Source organism: Roseibium sp. AWQ4_290, assembly GCF_056160985.1.
The window spans coordinates 136,927-156,492 of sequence record NZ_JBSWYG010000013.1; the positions used below are offsets into that span (position 1 = coordinate 136,927).

The window sequence follows — 19,566 nt, forward strand, 5'->3', positions numbered from 1 at the left end:
CCAGTTCAAAAAGGTGGAAACACGTTACAGAAATCCAAGCTCTTCAGCCGCCCGCAGCGCCTCTTGCGCGTGCCGGATCACGTCCTGATCCTGCAAGGCTTCATGAGCTGCAACGGCGTCTGTGAGCGCATCGTTGATGCGGTCCGGCAATTTCATCTGCACCGGGTGCAATAGCTGCTCCGCCGTTTTGGCCGCCTCAGACGGATCTTTGCCGGACACCGCCAGATGAAGGCCGGTCAATAGGCCGGTCCACTGCATGGAATAAATGAAGGACAGGCTGTCCCAGCACGCCTGGGCATCCCGCGTCTTTTTGCGGGCCCCTTCCAGGTCCCCGCGTTTGAGCGCGGCCCAGCCCGAAAGCGCATGGGAAATCCCGACATAATCGGTCATCCGGTCCGCCCTGGCCCGGTCTTCCAGTTCGCGGGCAAGGGTTTCAACCTCCGCAACCCGCTTCATGCGGCGGAACAGAATGGTCTGATAGCAAAGCGCCCGGGTTTCCCCGCTTGCTTCACCGATGGCCCGGTACATGGTCAAGGCAGACTGTAATTCGGGCTCCGCTGCCTCTAGCTCCCCGGCAAAGAGCAGCAGAAAGCCAAGCTCGAACTGGGCAAAGGCAATATCCGCTTCCCCTTGAGCCTCCATGGCAGCCGCCAGCAAATTGGTGCCAAGCTGAACCGTTTCAGAATCCACCTGATAGCGCTGGCGGCGCAACCGGCTCAAGATCTGGGAAAAGTAGAAGCCATAGCGATGGGCCGGACGGCCATGCTCTTCGATCAGAAGGCGCGTTTCGGCAAGTTCTGCATCGACCGCTTCCGCCTTTGCGGACCAGTAATGAACCCAGAGCCGCCGCAGCTTGATGTCGATCTTCTCGTCCATCCATGCGGCATCCGGCTTCTCGCTGGCAACCAGCAAGGCTTCTGCGTCCGAATAGGTGGCCAGTGCCTTGTCATGCTCGTGGGCATCTTCAAAGGTCTTGCCGGTCATCCGGGTCAAACGGACCCTAGTGAGGGCTGGCAGGCCGGGCTCTGCGAGAGCTTCTTCCAGAGCCGCGCGGGCATCTGCGTGCCGCCGTTTCAGCATCAGGAGATCAGCCAGCTTTTCATTCAGCGCGATCAGCTGATCCCGGAAGAAAGCCGGCCGGGTGGCCCGGTCCGGCGCCGCCCGGGAGATTTCCGCAAGCGCTGCCTGCAGATATTGTGTCGCTTCCTCAACCGCATGGTAGCGATGGGCCTCTTCCCCGGCGCGGCGCAAATGATGGACCGCCTTGTCCGAAATTCCGGCGCCTGACCAATGGCGGCCAAGGCGCCCATCCAGAAGCTCGCGGGTGCCCAGCTCGCCTGCCCCGCTGTCAAGCGTCTCGGCGATCCGTTTGTGCCAGCTGCGCCGGATATCCGCTTTGAGAAGGCCGTCGGCCACTTCGCGGATCTTATCATGCAGAAACCGGAAGCCGGTGTTTTCGTCTGGTTCCAAAACCTGCCGGCCAACCAGCTCATCGATCACATCGGCCATGGCTTCCTCATCATAGCCGGTCACCTGGCTGATCAGGCCGATCTCGAACTGGCGCCCAGCCAGGGCTGCGCAATCGGCCGCCTGCCGCGCCTTTTCGCTCAGGCCTGCCAGACGCATGTCGATAAGATCCCGGATGGACTCCGGCAGCGGCAGCGCCTCGTAGCGGGTTTCCAGCTCCCGGTCGGTTCCGGCAAACACCCACTTGCCTTTGGGGCTGCGGGTCAGAACCTGTTCGGCCACGGCGCTGCGCAGATATTCCGCGATGAAAAACGGATTGCCATTGCTGCGAATCATCAGAAAATCGGCAAAAGACTGGGGCAGGGCAGGCACGGCCAGCATACCTTCTGCGAGGGCTTCGGTTTCCGGCCGTGCCATGCGGCTCAGCACAATCTCGCACACCGCAGGCGCTTCCAGAAGCGTGTCCAAAGGCGCGTTGCGTTCTTCGGATCGGAAACTGCCAAGGATCAGAACCGGAACCGCGTCCAGACCGGTCTGGGCCACATGGGATAAAAAGCCCATGGTCAACTCATCCGCCCATTGCAGATCATCCAGGATCAGAAGCAGCGGCTGCTCCTGGGCATAGGCGGCAACAACATCCTTCAAGGCCCTGAAAAGCCGGTTGCGCGCATCTTCGATCGGCAGTTCCGGCACCGCCGGCCAGACCGCCGTCAGGGGACAGGCTTTGATGTTGTCGGAATAGTCCTCCAGCACCCGGCAATGGCCCCCGAGAATGGCCCTGAAGCGGGCGACACCGCCTTCGGTGCAATAATCGGCAATCTGATCCAGCAGCGGCAAAAGCGGGGACAGGGGTTTTGCGGCGGCATAACCGGTCACGCCCGGGAGGCCCTGGGGCAGGCATTGTCCGCTTGCCGTGGCCATCTCGCTGCGCAAGGCGGCTTTCGCCGATTCAACCAGCTGCCGGGTTTTGCCTGCACCACTTTCGCCGGACAGCAGCAAAACCTGCCCGGCCGCGGAGCGGGCCGCTTCCAAGCCTTGGGTGATGCGCCCGCGGGCCCTGGCCCGGTCCACATAGGACGCGCGGTAGAGATAGGGTTTGATCTTGGCAGCAGCGGTCTCCGCACAGGGCCGGGCGCCAAGCTCCTCCAGTACAAGCGCGACATTTTCCGCATAGCCAAGCCGCTTGTCGCGCGTCTTTTCAAGCAGGCTCAAAATAAGCTCTTCAAGGGCTTCCGGGACACCGGCCACCAGATCGGACGGCCTGACCGGGACCCGGTTCAAATGGCCGTCCAGGATCTGCTGCCGCGTACCAGAGAACGGGGTCAGCCCGGTGACCATGAGATAGAGAATACAGCCCAGCGCATAAAGGTCACAGCGGGCATCCAGGGCGTCGCCACGGATCTGTTCGGGCGCCATGAAGGCGGGCGATCCGCCGAACTTGTCCGTCTGATCAATAGACTCCCGGGCAGTGCCCCCATGGGTGTCACTGACCAGGCCGAAATCCACCAGAACAGGCTGGTTGCCACCTTTCAAGAAGATGTTTGAGGGCTTCAAGTCCCGGTGAACAATCCCTTCTCCGTGAATAAAAGAACAGGTCTGGCTGATATGGTGGACAATCTGAAGCGCGTCTGCCAGCCGGCCGGCTGCCGCCTGGGGCCGCTGCAGCCTCGGGGCCATCCCGGCCGGTAACAGGTTCGCGGCGGCCACGAACCCTGGTCCGGTCTCCAGCATCATTGTCTGATCGACGCCTTCGGTTTCCAGTGTGGGGTCTTCATCGTCTTCTGAGGGTGCCGCCGGCTCCGCCTCCCCCCAAAGATGTTTGATCACATCGGCAAGCGTTGTGCCGCTGAGCTGCTCCATTGCATACCAGGGGCCGCCCTCATAGATCCCGTGATCGAGGATCTTGACGACACCTGGATGGTCGAGCCGGGCGAGCGCCCTGGTCTCGCGCCGGATCTGGGCAAGTTTCGAAACTTCCGGGGATGTAACGGTTTTGACTGCGACAGGCCGGCCCGTGTCCTTATGGTGGCCTGCATAGACAATTCCCATATTCCCGCGGCCCATCTCACTCAAAAGGTGATACGGCCCGATCCGGGGCAAGGTCTCCTGGCGCATGAAGTTCAACTCCGCTGCGGACAATGGACCCATCGGACGCAACCAATCCGGACTAAGCCCCCGCGTTCTCCACCTTCCTGTTTATTGGCAAAAGTGACCAATTGCCAGCTCGTCGCGACAAGTTTCGAACGATTTTTACAGAAGCAAACGCAGCTTTCAGCCTCTCTTCCCAAGAGACAGCAAATGGATACCGTAAGAGACGCTCCCGGGAAAGGCGAACGGCCTCTGGAAGCTCCCCGTTCCCGGCACAGTCCGGGCCGGGAACGGGGCTCCAGAGGTCCTTTGACCTTGGAAAGATCAGGAAACGTTGAAGGCCGCGATGGCGGCCATATTGACGATCTCACTGTCCTTGGCGCCGATGGGAACGATCTGGATGGATTTGTCGAACCCGGTCAGAAGCGGGCCGATCACCGTTGCCCCGCCCAGCTCCTGCAGCATCTTCGTAGCAATCGACGCGGAGTGGAACGCCGGCATGACCAGGACATTGGCCGGACCGGACAGGCGGCAGAACGGATAGGCGGCCATGCGGTCCATGTTCAGGGCCACATCGGCAGCCATGTCGCCATCATATTCAAAATCGACCCGGCGCCGGTCGAGGATCTTGACAGCCTCGATCACCTTTTCCGAGCGCTCGCCGCGCGGATGGCCGAATGTGGAATAGGCCAGCATGGCAACCCGGGGCTCATAGCCGAGCTTGCGCGCCACATGAGCGGCCTCTTCAGCAATATCGGCCAGCTCTTCGGACGTGGGCATGTCGATGACCGCCGTATCTGCAATCAGGACCGTGCGCCCGCGCACCAAGGCGAGAGAGACACCGATGACCCTGTGGCCGGGTTTGGGATCAATGGTTGCCTTGACCGTATCCAGAGCCACCGAATAGTTCCGGGTCAGGCCCGTGACCATCGCATCCGCATCCCCACGGGCGACCATGATGGCGCCCCAGTAGTTGCGGTCATTATTGACCATGCGCTGGCAATCGCGCAGCAGATAGCCCCGGCGCTGCAGGCGGCCATAAAGATATTGCGCGTAGTCCGCGTTGCGGTCGGACAGGCGCGCATTCTGGATCGAGATGCCCGGCCGGTCGATATCGACCCCGGCCTGATGAGCCATGGATTGGATCTCATCTTCCCGGCCGATCAGGATCGCCTCGCCCAGCCCCTGGGAGACAAAGGCCGCCGCCGCGCGGATCACCGGTTCTTCTTCGCCTTCGGCAAAGACGACCCGCTTGGGCTGCTGGCGCACCTTTGAGAAGATCCGCTGCAGCGTTCCGGCAATCGGATCGCGCCGGGCCGACAACTGGTGCCGGTAGGCCTCCATGTCTACTATCGGGTGTTTGGCGACACCTGAATCCATCGCCGCCTGGGCGACCGCCGGCGGAATGGTGGAAATCAGGCGCGGATCAAAGGGTACCGGGATAATATATTCCGGCCCGAATTTCGGCCGGTTGCCCCGGTATGCGGCAGCCACTTCATCGGGCACTTCCTCCCGGGCCAGCTGGGCCAGGGCCCGGGCGCAGGCCACCTTCATGTCGTCATTGATGGTGGTGGCATGCACATCCAACGCGCCCCGGAAAATATAGGGAAAGCCGAGCACATTGTTGACCTGGTTGGGATAGTCGGACCGGCCGGTGGCCACAATGGCATCATCACGCACGGCGGCGGCCTCTTCCGGCGTGATTTCCGGATCCGGATTGGCCATGGCGAAGATGATCGGATTGGGCGCCATGACCCGCAGCATATCCGGAGTCAACGCCCCCTTCGCCGAAACACCGAAAAAGACGTCCGCGCCTTTCATGGCGTCATAAAGCGAACGGTCACCAGTTTCGATGGCATGGGCAGACTTCCACTGGTTCATGCCTTCCGGGCGGCCCTTGTAGATCACACCTTTGGTGTCGCAAAGGGTTACATTCTCATGGGGCACGCCCATGGCCTTGACCAGTTCGATACAGGCAATCCCCGCCGCACCGGCCCCGTTGCACACCACCTTGGTGGTTTTCATGTCCCGCCCGGTCAGGTGCAGGGCATTGAAAAGCCCTGCTGCGGCGATGATCGCCGTGCCGTGCTGATCGTCGTGGAAGACTGGAATATCCATCAATTCACGCAGGCGTTGCTCGATGATGAAACAGTCCGGCGCCTTGATGTCCTCCAGATTGATGCCGCCAAAGGACGGGCCGAGATAACGCACCGAATTGATGAATTCCTCAACGTCCTGCGTGTCGACTTCCAGATCGATGGAATCCACATCCGCAAAGCGCTTGAACAGGACCGACTTTCCTTCCATCACAGGCTTGGAGGCGAGTGCCCCCAGATTGCCGAGCCCCAAAATGGCCGAGCCATTGGAAATCACCGCCACCAGATTGCCCTTGGTGGTGTAGTCATAGGCCCGGCTTGGATCATCCGCTATCGCCAGCACCGGCACTGCCACCCCCGGCGAATAGGCGAGCGACAGATCCCTCTGGGTGGCCATGGGCTTTGTGGGGGTGACTTCCAGCTTGCCGGGACGGCCCTGCTGGTGGAATTGCAGCGCTTCGGAATCTGTGAAGCTGACGCTGGTTTTGGATGAAGATTTGTCGGCGGACATGGTGCGGGCGTTTCCTCTTGATCGCGCCACTTAACGGGGCTGGACTTCGACCATATAGACTTGAAAAGAAAGCTCAAGCCGTCCCGAAGCCCGTTTCTCCCCTTCCTGCAGGCTGCCGTTTGCAATCAGTCAGGTCTGGTGGAAAGCGGGAACAAGCACATTTCCCTTTGGATCGATCCCCTTATTCCGTCCCGAGCGCTTTCCCTTGAATCCCCGTTGATCTACCAATCAGGCATGAGTGGACAAAGCGCGCAAAAACAAGCCCCGGCCGACCAGAAGGTCACGCCGATGATGGCCCAGTTTCTTGAAATCAAGACCGCCAATCCGGACAGTCTCCTGTTCTACCGGATGGGCGATTTCTACGAGTTGTTCTTTGAAGATGCGGAAGTGGCGTCCAAGGCCCTTGGCATCACCTTGACCAAACGCGGTAAGCACCAGGGCGATGACATTCCCATGTGCGGCGTGCCGGTGCATGCTGCCGACGATTACCTGCAAAAGCTGATCGCCAAGGGACATCGCGTCTCGGTCTGCGAGCAGACGGAAGATCCGGCCGAAGCCAAAAAGCGCGGCTCCAAATCCGTGGTCCGGCGGGACGTGGTCAGGCTGGTGACCCCCGGCACCCTGACAGAAGAACGCCTTCTGGATGCGGGCGCGAACAACTATCTGATGGCGCTGGCCCGGTTGAAGGGCGGGTCTTTGACCGGCGATGCGGTCTATGGGCTGGCCTGGATCGACATGTCGACCGGCTCGTTCCAGGTCGCGGAAACCGACCACCAGCGGCTGGCTGCCGATCTGGCCCAGGTGGCCCCGCGCGAACTGATCCTGGCGGACAGCCTGCTTCAGGAGGCCGAGCTGCGCCTGACCGCCGAACAGTCCGGCGGGGCTTTGTCCCCGGTTCCACGGGCCTTTTTCGACAGCGCCACCGCTGCCGACCGGCTGGCCCACTATTTCGGCGTCAAGACGCTGGACGGGTTTGGCACGTTCAGCCGGGCGGAACTGGCGGCTGCCGCCGGCATCCTGTCTTATGTGGAACGGACCCAGCTGGGCGAGCGCCCGCCGCTTGACCCGCCCGTGCGCGAGGCCGGGGCCGGGCGCATGCTGATTGACCCGGCCACCCGGGCCAATCTGGAACTGTCCCGCACACTTTCGGGCGAAAAGCAGGGGTCCCTGCTGGCGACCATCGACCGCACGGTGACCGGCGGTGGCTCAAGACTGCTGGCAAGCCGTCTTGCCGGACCACTGGTCAATGTGGAGGCCATCCAGCACCGCCATGATTCCGTGGCGTTTTTCCTCGACCAGGAGCTGATGCGCGAAGGCTTGCGCCAGACCTTGAAAGGCGCTCCGGACATGGCCCGGGCCTTGGCAAGGATCGCGCTCAACCGGGGCGGGCCCCGCGATATTCTGTCCATCGCCCAAGGTCTGGCGGCCGCACGCGCCGTGCTTGACCAGACAGACCATGATGCCATTCCGGCCGAAATTGCGGCTGCGCGGGCAAGCCTTGATCAGGCCCCCCATGATCTGGGCGCAGAGCTTGTTGCCGCCATCAAGGACGAGCCACCGCTCTTAAAACGTGATGGCGGGTTCATTGCAGGCGGCTACCACGCCGATCTTGACGAATTGCGGGCCCTGCGCGACGAAAGCCGCAAGGTGATTGCCAAATTGCAGGCGGATTATTCCGAAGAACTCGGCCTGCGCTCCTTGAAGATCAAACATAACAATGTGCTGGGCTGGTTCATCGAAGCACCGACAGCCCAGACCGACAAACTGACCGCCGATCCCGCCCGGTTCATTCACCGCCAGACCATGGCAGGCGCCATGCGCTTCACGACCACCGAGCTTGCGGATCTGGAGTCCAAGATCGCAAGTGCGGGGGAACGGGCCCTCGCCATCGAGCTGGAGATTTTTGACCGGCTGGCCCAGGCAATCATCGAAGCGGGCGAGGCCATCAAGGCCGCAGCCCAGGGCCTGAGCCTTCTCGATGTCTCTGCCGCGCTTGCAAAGCTTGCCCAGGAAGAAAGCTATGCGCGGCCCCAGGTGGATGACAGCCGGGCCTTTGACATCAAGGGCGGCCGTCATCCCGTGGTCGAACACGCCCTGAAACGCTCCGGCGGCGACAGTTTTGTGGCCAATGATGCGGAGCTTGGTCCGAAAACCGGGCAGGATACCGGCTGTATCTGGCTGATCACCGGCCCGAACATGGCCGGTAAATCCACCTTCCTGCGCCAGAACGCGCTGATTGCCGTCCTTGCCCAGATGGGCTCGTTCGTCCCGGCCCAGTCTGCCCATATCGGTGTGGTCGACCGGCTGTTTTCCCGGGTCGGGGCCGCCGACGATCTGGCCCGCGGCCGCTCCACCTTCATGGTGGAAATGGTCGAGACCGCCGCCATTCTCAATCAGGCGGGGGACCGCTCCCTGGTCATTCTGGACGAGATCGGACGGGGCACCGCCACCTTTGACGGGCTCTCCATCGCCTGGGCCACGATTGAACATCTGCACGAGGTCAACCGGTCGCGCGCCCTTTTTGCGACCCACTATCACGAGCTGACGGCGCTTTCGGCCAAGCTGAAGCGGCTGTCCAATGCCACGGTATCGGTCAAGGAATGGAACGGGGAGGTGATTTTCCTCCATGAAATCGTGCCCGGCGCGGCTGATAGGTCCTACGGTATTCAGGTGGCCAAACTGGCCGGGCTTCCGGCCACGGTCGTCGCACGGTCCCAGCAGGTCCTCAGCCAGCTGGAAGAGCAGGACCGGCGCGCACCGGCCGAAACACTGATTGATGAATTGCCCCTCTTTGCCAGCCTCGCCCCGCCGCCACCCGGCGCAGGGCCAAGCGCGCCGGACCCGGTGCGGGAGGCCCTGTCAGAGATTGATCCGGATGACCTGACCCCCAGAGAAGCCCTTGATACGCTCTACCGGCTGAAGACACTGAAGACTGCGGAGTAGAGCAGGTCAAATCCAGCCTGAGGCTGAAAACAAAAAAGGCGGCCCGTGAGCCCAGCCCCGACCCTAAGTGTGGTTGCAAGCAAAGCGGCTCCGGCGGCGTTTAGCGACGCAGACATTTGCGCCAGAGAGGTTCGTAAACGCTTCCCGGCCCAACGGGAGGGTCGATCAGTCTGCGGCGAAAGTCTGCTTGGAGCCCAAATTGACCAGCAGTGCTGCGGAGCGTTCGAACGTGAGCTTTGCGCCCCAAAGGGGCCATTGGTGAATAACAGCTCATCCCTTGCTAGCAACCGCTCCATAAACGGAGGTCAAGGGTAAGGAAACAGACCCCGCTGTTGCCGAATGCCCGACTTCGATGTGAAAGGCCTTCGTTACCTTCTCTAAGGACAGGGACCGGAGGGTCGCTTCAGATATCGTCCGGGTGTCGTCCCGAAGTGCTCTCGAAACAAATCGATAAATGAGCTGACCGTTTCGTAACCAAGATCAAACGCGACTGTAGTGACAGGTCGCCCCTCAATTAACATTTCCACCGATCTCAGCAGGAGCGACCGCTGACGCCAGGCCGTGAATGTGAGGCCGGTCTCCAGAACAAAACGCCGACTGAGCGTGCGTGGCGCTACACCCGCCCACGCCGCCCACGCTTTCATAGGCCGCCGTTCGGAGGGATCGTCCGCCAGAGCGCGAGCAATTTTCTGTAACCGGGGATCCAACGGCATCGGCAAGCTGAACGGCTCTTCCGGCGTCGAGGCGATCTCGTCCAGTATGACGCCCGTAATATGCCCCTGTGCTTGAGTTGACGGGGGGGCTTTCCAAGTGGCCGCGCGCGCTACCGCCTCCTGAAGGAGTCCCGAAGGACTTATGACGCGTACGGAGTTTGACAGTGTTGCGCACGCCTCCTTTGCCACATAGACGCTCCAGCCGCGAAACGCGCCAGAAGACGTAAGCCAATGCTCAGCATGCGGAGGAAGCCAGACAGCGTTGACGGGAGGAACAATCCAATGGCCTTGATCCGTGCCCACGCTTATCACGCCCCGCAGGGTGCCCAGCAGTTGGCCCTGCTCATGGCTGTGTCTGTCAGTCTGTCGCCGATCCGCCTGCTCCTGTCGAACGGCCAGTATGACTGGACCTCCACAAGAGGTGAACTGAGAAAGCGCTGAAAGAACGTCAAACATGGCCTCGAAACCGTATTGAATGGCTTTGTTACGTTAGTGGCGCAACAATCAGAAGGCTAATGTCATCTTACACTGGAAACACAGCTTATAATGGTGACCCCATGACGACCGATAAAGCAATGACGCCGAGCGAAGCATACGATCTTTTGCAACGAGTGTTCGCAGTATTCATGAATCCAAAAACCAAGCAGGATGATCTTGCTGAATTTTTGACGCCTGACTACGTCCAGCGGGTTGACGGCAAGCAACTCGACTATAACGAATTTCTCACGCATCATCAGGCCCTTCAAGGAACGATTTCATCGGGAAGTGTCAATTTCGAGCATTTCGTAACGGACGGCGTTTCGGCGGCAACGGTGCATATTGCCGAGGCGGTAAAAAGGAACGGCGAACGAATTCGTTTCAGGGTGATCGCCTATTATCAGTTTTGCGGCAACCGCATCAGCCTTGTCGATGAACTGACCCAACTTCTTAGTGGCGAGCAGGAAGATCGGGATCTGGGGTCTAGAACGATGCCCGCATAGGAGCGCAAACGGGCTTCGTCTCATTGCTGGCGCAGCTGCATTCTCATCGACTGTGCCACGAAAAATGGCAATTTTCGATCGCAGCCACCCGTAAGCGGACAGTCCGCTTACAGCCCAAAGCCGCGATTGCCTCGGGGAGGACGAACGGCAGCTTCGTCCGCTTTGCTGCCGTTCGTTCACGTCGCGACGACTACCCAGTTCTCGTACAACAAACGGCGGCTTTCATGACAAGCTCGAGCACTGGTGAATGATCAATTTGCGGGCGCGAAGCGGGCGATTTGCGTTCATACTGGCGCAGGGCCATGGAAGTCACAGATTCTTACTTGTTTCAAATTATTGAAGCATGCCCGAACCCCGACATGCCCTCTGGACAAAAGGGTTCGGCTTAATCTTTGACTGCACGCCCACATTTAGGTGAGGGGCTAGGCCCGTGAGCCGCCTTTTTCTTAGTCTGTAACCTTGCATCGGATCAATCGGACTTGGTTTCCTGAACCTTCAGCTCTTCCAGACGCGGCATGGACATGATGTTGTAGCCGCTGTCGACAAAATGCACCTCGCCGGTCACGCCGCCCGACAGGCTGGACAGGAGATAAAGCCCTGTGCCGCCGATTTCGTCCAGGGACACTGTCCGGCATAGCGGCGAATTGCGTTTCTGGAAATTGAACATCAGCCGGGCGTCGGACACGCCGGACCCTGCCAGGGTGCGCACCGGGCCGGCGGAAATCGCATTCACGCGGATATTCTGTTCGCCATAGTCGACCGCCAGATAACGCACCGAGGATTCCAGCGCTGCCTTGGCAACTCCCATAACGTTGTAATTCGGCATCACCTTGGTGGAGCCGCCATAGGTCAGCGTCACCATGGAACCGCCATTGGGCATCAGATCCGCCGCACGCCGGGCAATCTCGGTAAAGGAATAACACGAGATCAGCATGGTGCGGGTGAAGTTCTCCCGCGTCGTATCGGCATATTTGCCGCGCAGTTCCGCCTTGTCGGAAAAGGCGATGGCGTGGACCAGAAAGTCGATGCTGCCCCACTTGTCTTTCAACGTGTCGAACACCGCATCAATGGACGCGCTGTCTTCCACATCACACGGCAGAAGCAGCTCGGAGCCAACGGAGTCGGCCAGCGGCCTGGTGCGTTTGCCGAACGCCTCTCCCTGATAGGTGAAAGCCAGCTCGGCACCTTGGTCAGCAAGTGTCTTGGCAATGCCCCAGGCAATTGAGTGGTCATTGGCAACGCCCATCACAAGGCCGCGTTTGCCTTTCATAAGATCGGACATGTATGGTTCCTCAGCCGTGGTAGTGCGACAATGCAAGGGAGGCGTTGGTGCCGCCAAAACCGAAGCTGTTGGACAGCACCGTGTCGAGGCCGGCATCGTCCACCCGCTCCGTCACGATCTCGTCCTTGTTCAGGGCCGGATCGAGCTCGGCAATGTTGGCGGACGCGGTCATGAAGTCGTTCTGCAGCATCAACAGGCAGTAGATCGCTTCTTGAACACCGGTCGCGCCCAGGCTGTGGCCGGTGAGGGACTTGGTGGAGGAGGCCGGCGGCTGGTTGTCGCCAAAGACCCGGCGGATCGCTTCGATCTCGCCGATATCGCCCACCGGCGTGGAGGTGCCGTGAGTGTTGATATAGTCGACCTTGCGCTCGCCAAGGGTTTCGATGGCAAGGCGCATGCAGCGCTCTCCGCCTTCGCCAGACGGAGCCACCATGTCATAGCCATCGGAATTGGCGGCATAGCCGGTCACTTCGGCGTAGATCTTCGCGCCGCGCGCCTTGGCATGTTCCAGCTCTTCCAGAACCACAACGCCGCCGCCGCCGGCAATGACGAAGCCATCGCGGGTCGCGTCATAGGCGCGGGAGGCGGTTTGCGGTGTGTCATTATATTTGGAGGACATGGCCCCCATGGCATCGAACAGGCAGGACAGGGTCCAGTCCAGTTCCTCGCCGCCGCCGGCAAACATCACATCCTGTTTTCCAAACTGGATCTGCTCGGTGGCCGCGCCGATACAATGGGCGGAGGTGGAGCAGGCTGAGGTGATGGAATAGTTGATGCCCTTGATCTTGAAAGGGGTCGCCAGACAGGCCGAGTTGGTTGAGCTCATGCCCCGGGTCACCATGAACGGGCCCATGCGCTTCGGCGAGCCTTTTTCCAGAACGATCTGGTGCGCCTGGAACAGGTTTTTGGTGGACGGCCCGCCCGAGCCCATAATCAGGCCGGTCCGCGGGTTGGACACATCACTGTCCTCAAGACCGCTGTCGGCAATTGCCTGCTGCATGGAAATGTAGTTATAGGCCGCACCGTCACCCATGAAGCGCAGCTGGCGCTTGTCGATCAGGGACGGGATGTCGACATCCGGCATACCGTGGATCTGGCTGCGAAAGCCATGCTCGGCATAGTCGGGTGCAAAACTGATCCCGGACTTGCCTTCGCGAAGGCTGGACAGCACTTCTTCTGCATTCGATCCGATGGATGACACGATTCCGATACCGGTGACGACAACGCGTCTCATTGCGGTCTCCTACTTTCTATTGGGCACAAGCGGTATGTTCGCATTCGCCTGAGCCTTATCATAATACGGAAACCGGCGTTCCCAAGAACAGAAACACCGGCCAAAATTCGATTTCTGAGAAAAGCCTCAGGTCTGGGCCAGGCCCACCCGCAAATCGGTCGCCTTGTAGATCTGTTCGCCATCGGCTTTCAGCCAGCCATCGGCAATACCCAGAACCAGGCGGCCCTTCATGATCCGTTTGAAGTCGACACCATATTCGACAAGCTTCACATCCGGCGTCACCATGCCCTTGAACTTGATTTCGCCGGTGGACAGCGCCATGCCCTTGCCCGGCAGGCCGAGCCAGCCCAGGAAAAAACCGGTCAGCTGCCAGAGCGCATCCAGGCCAAGGCATCCTGGCATAACGGGGTTGCCCTGGAAGTGGCACGGAAAGAACCACAGATCCGGCTTGATATCGAACTCGGCGCGCGCAAAGCCCTTGTCATATTCGCCGCCCGTTTCGGAGATTTCCGTAATCCGGTCGAACATCAGCATCGGCGGGAGCGGCAATTGCGCATTGCCGGGGCCAAAGAGCTCGCCGCGGCCGCAGGCGAGAAGAGCTTCGTAGTCGTAGCTGGAGCGGCGCTCGGTCATACAGGATCCGTTTTCTAGTTTCCTACCCGGTGTCCCAGGTGGAACGGGTTTGTTTTTCGTTGTGATAGCGGCGCCTTCCTACCACAGGGGAACCAGCACCGAAAGATGTCAGTTACGTGAAATTTCCTGTCTTTACGGGCAATTCGGCCGGTTTTGAGCGAAAGTCGCGACGTCGGATTGCCATGCCGGGAAGTTGCGTCGGACCGGAAAAACTTGCATTTTAAGCACAAGAAATGGCACAACAGGTCAGGAAGGTGCAGGAGACAGCGCTTGAATGGTCCGGTTTGAACTGAAAACAGTCAAGCAGGGCAAAGACTTAAAGGTTGGATCGAGCTGGAATGACAATACACAGCGTACTGGAATTCGCAGACAGAAACGTGACCGATATGCTGCGCACGGCAGGTCTTCGGCCGACGCGTCAGCGCGTGTCCCTGGCTGAATTGCTCTATTCCAAGGGTGACCGGCATATCTCCGCAGAGCTTCTGCACGAGGAAGCCGTGGCCGCCGATGTGCCCGTTTCCCTGGCCACGGTCTACAACACGCTGCACCAGTTCACCGAAGTCGGACTTCTGCGCGAAGTGGCCATTGACGGCAACAAGACCTATTTCGACACCAACGTGTCCGATCACCACCATTTCTTCATTGAGGGGGAAAACCGGGTGATTGATATTCCCGGTGAAGGCGTTGGTGTTGGCGAGCTTCCCGAAGCCCCGGAAGGTATGGAAATCGTCCGGGTGGAAGTGGTAGTGCGGGTCCGCAAGAAGAGCTGAGCGTCCTCACGTCCTCAGTGCGGGCCATTGAAAGTTCCGACCAAACACTGCCTCGCGCCGTGACCCGGTGTCAGCTGAACTCTCGACAGAGAAAATAGAGCCCTGTCGCAGATATTGTCGTTATAATTACGCCTTGAGATTTGACTGTTGAAAGAGCGCTCCTGTCGGTGGAGTTCCGCGTCATGATTTTCTCTGCAATGGTTGAAAACCTGAAACGGCAGCCGTGGAATGTCCGCGAGCAGCACGATCTGCTGGCGGTGTTCTTTGGAATTGAAAAAGGTTATGAAGCCTGAAAGGCGCTCCCAGAACGGGAGAAAGCTGTCCGTCAGCGAAAGTTGCGGCAGGCCCTCTTTTCACGCCGGCTTCCTGCGCCATGGGTCCGCATCCTCTTGCAGGGTGCAAGACAGCCCCCGTCCGGTTTATGCAGAGGCCGGGTCCCGGGCCGCGTGCCAGAGGAAAAAATCAGCAACAGCGCCGATTTCTTTCAGATCCCGCTGACCTTCATGCTGGAACCCGAGCTTTTTCAGCGTATGGGCCGATCTGGTGTTTTCCGGCGCAGTGATGGCGCACAAGCGGTCAAGTTTCAGGTGCTGGTGCGCAAACTGCTGTACCGCGCGGCCCGCTTCGCTGGCCAGACCCTGACCGCGAAACGTCTCCAGAAGCGCATATCCCAGATCCGGGCAGGGCAGCTCCTCACGCACAACCAGACCGCAAATGCCGACAGGCACGCTGGTTTCCTTCAGCTCGATGATCCAGAGCCCGACCCCGAAATCCTCAAAGCGCTTCAGAACCTTATCGCGGATATAGGCTTGCGCGTCCTCTTTCGTTTTAAGCCCGGCATCGGAAATGAAGCGGATGTAGTCCGCAGACTGCGTGAGCGATAGATAGAACGCCGTATCCGTGATCAGCGGCAGACGGAACCGCAGGCGGGCGCTGTCCTGCGGCAAAAAGCGGCTGTCAAATCTCAAGCCGTTTCCCCCCGCTGCGCCAGGGCCCGCGTCTTGACGGCGACTTCGGGCAGGGTATCGAACGGTTCCCTTTCCGGGCTCTTGCACAGATCATAAATGACACAGCGCCTGCACTCCGGCTTGCGGGCCTTGCAGATATAGCGGCCATGCAGGATCAGCCAGTGGTGGGCATGAAGGGAGAATTCCTGCGGCACCGCCTTTTCCATGGCCTTTTCCACGTCAAGAGGCGTCTTGCCGGGGGCGATGCCAATGCGGTTGCCTAGCCGGAACAGATGGGTGTCCACCGCAATTGTCGGGTGGCCAAAGAAGATGTTCAGCACCACATTGGCGGTCTTGCGCCCGACACCGGGCAGCTTCTCCAGCGCTTCCCGGTCCTCCGGCACCTCGCCGCCATGATCCCTGAGGAGCTGCTCGGACAGGAGAATGACGTTTTTGGCCTTGGTTTTGAAAAGACCGATGGTGCGGATTTCCTCACGCACCTTGTCTTCGCCAAGCGCCACCATCTTTTCCGGCGTGTCCGCGATCTGGAAGAGATGCTTCGTCGCCCGGTTGACGCCAACATCGGTCGCCTGGGCGGACAGAACCACCGCAACAAGGAGCGTATAGGCATTCACATAGTCCAGCTCGCCTTCCGGTTCCGGATTGTCCGCATGGAAGCGCTGAAAAATCGCATAGGTCTCCGCCTTGGTGTAGCGGGACCGTTTCAGCACCTTGCCGGGATTGTCAACGGACGGGGCTTTTCTGGCGGGCTTTTTCGATTTCGCCGTGCGGGTCTCGGCCTTGGCGGTGGCTGGGCTCTTTGCTTGGGTCATGATCCCTCTATAATCAATCCGCATGAGCAAGAACACTCCGAAACCTGAGGAAAGCGCACAGCATGACGGGGCAGACACGCCCTTCTTTTCAGCTGTGCTGACCCCCTACCGGTCCCTGGGGCCGGATGGGTTCTTGATCCTGATGATCTGTTTTGGCGCGGTCAGTTTTGTGGCAGGCATTTTGTTCTGGCGCCTTGGCGCCTGGCCGGTTTTCGGCTTTTTCGGCCTGGACGTTGCTCTTCTATGGGCCGCCTTCCGGCTGAATTACCGCTCGGCCCGGACCTTTGAGGAGATTATTGTCTCCCGCAATGCGCTGACCGTGCGCAAGGTCGGGCCCGGCAAACGGTTTCAGGAATACAGGTTCAATCCGGTCTGGGTCCGCCTTTCGATAGAGCGGGTTGAGGATGAAGGGGTTGTGAAAATCCAGGTGACAAGCCGTGGAGAAACTGTGGATCTTGGTGCCTTCCTCAATCCGGACGACCGGACCAGTTTTGCCGGTGCCATGGCCAATGCACTCTCCGTAGCGCGGGCCGGTGGGGTTTAAGGCCTTATTTTGAGGGCCAGTCCTGGAAGCATCTTGCTGAGGAAATTGACCGGGTAAGCGACGCGACGATGTCCGTTGGCCGGAAATGGGTCACCGGAGGCCGCACTAGGTATCTGCAGCAGGCTCTTCTTCCACAGGCGGCTGAACCTTGAGCGTTGCGATCAGAACCAAAAGGGCCACCACAGAGCTTGCCGCCGCCACATAGAGCACCGCTTTGAAATCCAACGCGCTTGCAATCAGGCCCATGGAGATACTGCCGATCATGCCTCCCAGAAACAGGCTGTTCATATAGACGGCCGTACCCCGGCCAGGCCTGCTGGGAGCAAAGCTCTGCACGAAACTGATCGAGACCCCGGCAAAAAGACCATAATAGGTGCCTTCCAGCGCCGAAATGAAAATTACCTGCCAAATCTGCGTGACTTCCGAATATAACAGCATGCTGACAACCGCGAGACCTGCCGCCACCAGCAGCACCTGCCGCAGACCGATCCGCTCCGCCAGCTTGACCGAGGCGAAAATCACAAACACTTCCAGAAGACATTTCACCGACAGCGCCAGCCCCGGTGCGTATCCGGGCAGGCCTGCCTCTTTGACAAAAAAGAGCGGCATCGCGCTGAGAAAGAGGGAATTGGTGACGACAAAGCCGAGACAGATGGCCCCCGCAACCAGCAAGCCCCAATTGACCGGATCCTTGTCTGTTCCACCGCCCCTGGGCCGGTTGGATCGGAAACCGTCCGGCACCAGTGTCCACCCAAGGGTCAGATAAACAAGACCGATGCCAAAGGCAGTCAAAAACGCGGCTGTAAAGCCAAACAGGTCCACCAGCAAATAAGCCAGAGCGGGCCCGATCATCCAGGCCAGTGACACGGTCATGCGCAGCCAGGAATTGATTTTTACACTGTCCAGCGCATTGCGCTCCGCATAAAGGCGGCAAAAAGTGAAGATGGTTCCTGTTCCGGTATTGGACAAGGCCATTAGCGGCGGAATGGTCAGCACCAGCATCAGAAGGCTGGAGATCTGCGTCAGCAGCGCGGTCAGCCCCAAAAAGGCACAGATGGAAATCAGCAGCAGACGTTTGACCGGAAACCCACCATCCAGGCGTTCCCCCGAAATCCGGTTGGCGGCGAGGGTGAGCGGCATCACCAGACCGGAGTAAAGCCCCACCTGCCACGGGGCAGAACCAAGGCCCTCCACGATGAAGAAGCTCATCAGCGGCACCAGAGACGAGACGCCGAGACTGTTCGTGAACTGCAACAGTAAGATGAGCACCACCTGACGCGGCAGGTGTGGCAAAGAGATCATGGACGGCCTGACGGGTTTGATAGCGGACTGAGGAGGCAACTCTCTAGACCGGCGCGCCGAAAAAGTCACGCAAAAAGAAACCCCGCGTTTTTCCCGAAACCGGTTTTGGCGCAGGCCTTCCCTTTCCGCCCAAGAAAAACCGCCGGAAGCGAACATTCAGAGGTTTTTCTTCTCTTGTGCCCCTGTCTGCTGCACTCTTTCGATAAAAGGCAGAGCTTCGGGCACACACCTAGGAGACCCAGCCCACCGTTTCTGCGGGGTACTGGGTCCCGGATCTCCGCGATGCTGCGCCCGGGATGGCAAAAGCGGCAGGGCCTGTTGAAAGGTTTGAATCAGCCAGAACTCCGATGCCGTCCCGGCCTCGAGCCGGGACCCTATTGGCCTTTGATGAGGTAAAATCCAGCGTTCGGCTTCACCGGCAGTGCTCCCGGCTCAGGGCCGGGAGCGCACAGCGAGGGATGCTCGCAAAGCCTCTCTGCCGACTTCCCGCAAAACCGGATGTGAAGTCCTTATTCGCCGATGACTTCGTCCGGATAGACACCAAAAAGACGGGTTTGGTCGAGCCAGCCGTCATACTCCTTGCCGCTGACGCGGCACCAGCCGCCGGCGCATTCGGAGACGGTGGTCAGCACAAAGGGCTCCAGTTCGGCAACAATATCGGCATCGGACCTTGAGCGGGCCCGCAGCGGGGTACGGCTGTCTTTTTCCCAAGGGGTGACCAGCGCAGTGCGGCGTCCGGACAGGAGGGAGTGGAACACCCAGCCGACTTTGCCCTCCCAATCGCGGATACGGCGCCAGTTCTCGAACTCCTGGATGATTTCCACCGGCAGGCCGGATTTCACGAAGGTCCAGGCAACCGCATGTTCCCGGGACGGCCCGACGCGCACATTGACCCGGTCGGATTTCAGGCTGACAAACCGGGGGATCGGCAACCCGGACGCCCCGGTCGTGGTTCCCTGCGCAAACGCCGCTCCCTCCGGCCAGCTGAAGGCACAGAGAAGGGCCATCATGCACAAAAGAAAACGGGCGGCTGGAATCGAACGGGTCATCGTGTCCGGTTGTCCAATTGTTTCGAGGCGTTGAGGTACGTCAAACCTGTACCGAAAAAAATGCGTGAAAACCACCATGCAAGCCCCGGCTCGTGGGGATTAAGCTGCGAATGACACCCATCACTTGTTTCTGCCGAACCATCTGGTAAGGAAAAGGGAGAGGTCTCGGGCGCT

General features: G+C 59.8%; 15 protein-coding genes. 5 read left to right on the forward strand and 10 right to left on the reverse strand.

All coding sequences use genetic code 11. From position 1 onward, the window contains the following. Positions 1 to 24: 24 nt before the first annotated feature. Complete coding sequence (locus ACXAH0_RS14735) at positions 25 to 3,582, reverse strand: protein kinase domain-containing protein (protein ID WP_475192413.1); 3,558 nt, start codon at positions 3,580 to 3,582, stop codon at positions 25 to 27. Between the two features lie 297 nt (positions 3,583 to 3,879). Then, complete coding sequence (locus tag ACXAH0_RS14740; protein WP_475186154.1) at positions 3,880 to 6,162, reverse strand: NADP-dependent malic enzyme; 2,283 nt, start codon at positions 6,160 to 6,162, stop codon at positions 3,880 to 3,882. Positions 6,163 to 6,396: 234 nt separating this feature from the next. Between ACXAH0_RS14740 and mutS the strand changes: the two genes are divergently transcribed. Then, a complete protein-coding gene (gene mutS / locus ACXAH0_RS14745) occupies positions 6,397 to 9,105 on the forward strand; it encodes a DNA mismatch repair protein MutS (protein ID WP_475192416.1) in 2,709 nt (902 codons plus the stop codon). 377 nt (positions 9,106 to 9,482) lie between these two features. Here the strand turns inward: mutS and ACXAH0_RS14750 are convergent, their stop codons facing one another. Further along, complete coding sequence (locus tag ACXAH0_RS14750) at positions 9,483 to 10,151, reverse strand: AraC family transcriptional regulator (protein WP_475192469.1); 669 nt, start codon at positions 10,149 to 10,151, stop codon at positions 9,483 to 9,485. Between ACXAH0_RS14750 and ACXAH0_RS14755 the strand changes: the two genes are divergently transcribed. Together ACXAH0_RS14755 and ACXAH0_RS14760 are read left to right on the forward strand one after the other, a co-directional pair. After that, positions 10,101 to 10,259 (forward strand): hypothetical protein, encoded by a 159-nt coding sequence (locus tag ACXAH0_RS14755; RefSeq protein ID WP_475192471.1) that lies wholly within the window; start codon positions 10,101 to 10,103, stop codon positions 10,257 to 10,259. The two genes, ACXAH0_RS14750 and ACXAH0_RS14755, sit on opposite strands and share 51 nt — an antisense overlap. Positions 10,260 to 10,375: 116 nt before the next feature. Continuing rightward, complete coding sequence (locus tag ACXAH0_RS14760; protein ID WP_475186160.1) at positions 10,376 to 10,798, forward strand: nuclear transport factor 2 family protein; 423 nt, start codon at positions 10,376 to 10,378, stop codon at positions 10,796 to 10,798. A 469-nt stretch (positions 10,799 to 11,267) separates the two neighbouring features. Here the strand turns inward: ACXAH0_RS14760 and fabI are convergent, their stop codons facing one another. The 3 genes from fabI to fabA all read right to left on the reverse strand — a co-directional run bounded on the left by fabI (position 11,268) and on the right by fabA (position 13,947). After that, positions 11,268 to 12,080, reverse strand: a complete 813-nt coding sequence (fabI, locus tag ACXAH0_RS14765) for an enoyl-ACP reductase FabI (protein ID WP_475186163.1) — start codon at positions 12,078 to 12,080, stop codon at positions 11,268 to 11,270. A 10-nt stretch (positions 12,081 to 12,090) separates the two neighbouring features. Further along, a complete protein-coding gene (fabB, locus tag ACXAH0_RS14770; RefSeq protein ID WP_475192418.1) occupies positions 12,091 to 13,314 on the reverse strand; it encodes a beta-ketoacyl-ACP synthase I in 1,224 nt (407 codons plus the stop codon). 126 nt (positions 13,315 to 13,440) lie between these two features. Next, on the reverse strand, positions 13,441 to 13,947 hold the full coding sequence (fabA, locus tag ACXAH0_RS14775) for a 3-hydroxyacyl-[acyl-carrier-protein] dehydratase FabA (RefSeq protein WP_475192419.1): 507 nt from the start codon (positions 13,945 to 13,947) through the stop codon (positions 13,441 to 13,443). A 338-nt stretch (positions 13,948 to 14,285) separates the two neighbouring features. Between fabA and irrA the strand changes: the two genes are divergently transcribed. Continuing rightward, positions 14,286 to 14,717, forward strand: a complete 432-nt coding sequence (irrA, locus tag ACXAH0_RS14780) for an iron response transcriptional regulator IrrA (RefSeq protein WP_475192421.1) — start codon at positions 14,286 to 14,288, stop codon at positions 14,715 to 14,717. Between the two features lie 419 nt (positions 14,718 to 15,136). Here the strand turns inward: irrA and ACXAH0_RS14785 are convergent, their stop codons facing one another. Both ACXAH0_RS14785 and nth read right to left on the reverse strand, forming a co-directional pair. Next, complete coding sequence (locus tag ACXAH0_RS14785; RefSeq protein WP_475192424.1) at positions 15,137 to 15,685, reverse strand: GNAT family N-acetyltransferase; 549 nt, start codon at positions 15,683 to 15,685, stop codon at positions 15,137 to 15,139. Next, the gene (gene nth / locus ACXAH0_RS14790; RefSeq protein ID WP_475192426.1) at positions 15,682 to 16,497 is read right to left on the reverse strand and encodes an endonuclease III; all 816 of its coding nucleotides are present in this window, start codon (positions 16,495 to 16,497) and stop codon (positions 15,682 to 15,684) included. The genes ACXAH0_RS14785 and nth overlap by 4 nt, the downstream gene beginning before the upstream one ends. Before the next feature lie 22 nt (positions 16,498 to 16,519). Here nth and ACXAH0_RS14795 point away from each other — a divergent pair, with 22 nt between their 5' ends. Beyond that, positions 16,520 to 17,041: a DUF2244 domain-containing protein gene (locus ACXAH0_RS14795; protein ID WP_475192427.1), complete on the forward strand. Its 522-nt coding sequence runs from the start codon at positions 16,520 to 16,522 to the stop codon at positions 17,039 to 17,041. 105 nt (positions 17,042 to 17,146) lie between these two features. On the opposite strand, the gene ACXAH0_RS14800 is transcribed toward ACXAH0_RS14795, so the two are convergent. Together ACXAH0_RS14800 and ACXAH0_RS14805 are read right to left on the reverse strand one after the other, a co-directional pair. Continuing rightward, positions 17,147 to 18,343, reverse strand: coding sequence for an MFS transporter (locus ACXAH0_RS14800; protein ID WP_475192428.1), 1,197 nt, complete (start codon positions 18,341 to 18,343; stop codon positions 17,147 to 17,149). Between the two features lie 509 nt (positions 18,344 to 18,852). Next, a complete protein-coding gene (locus ACXAH0_RS14805; RefSeq protein ID WP_475181081.1) occupies positions 18,853 to 19,350 on the reverse strand; it encodes an SH3 domain-containing protein in 498 nt (165 codons plus the stop codon). Positions 19,351 to 19,566 lie beyond the last annotated feature (216 nt).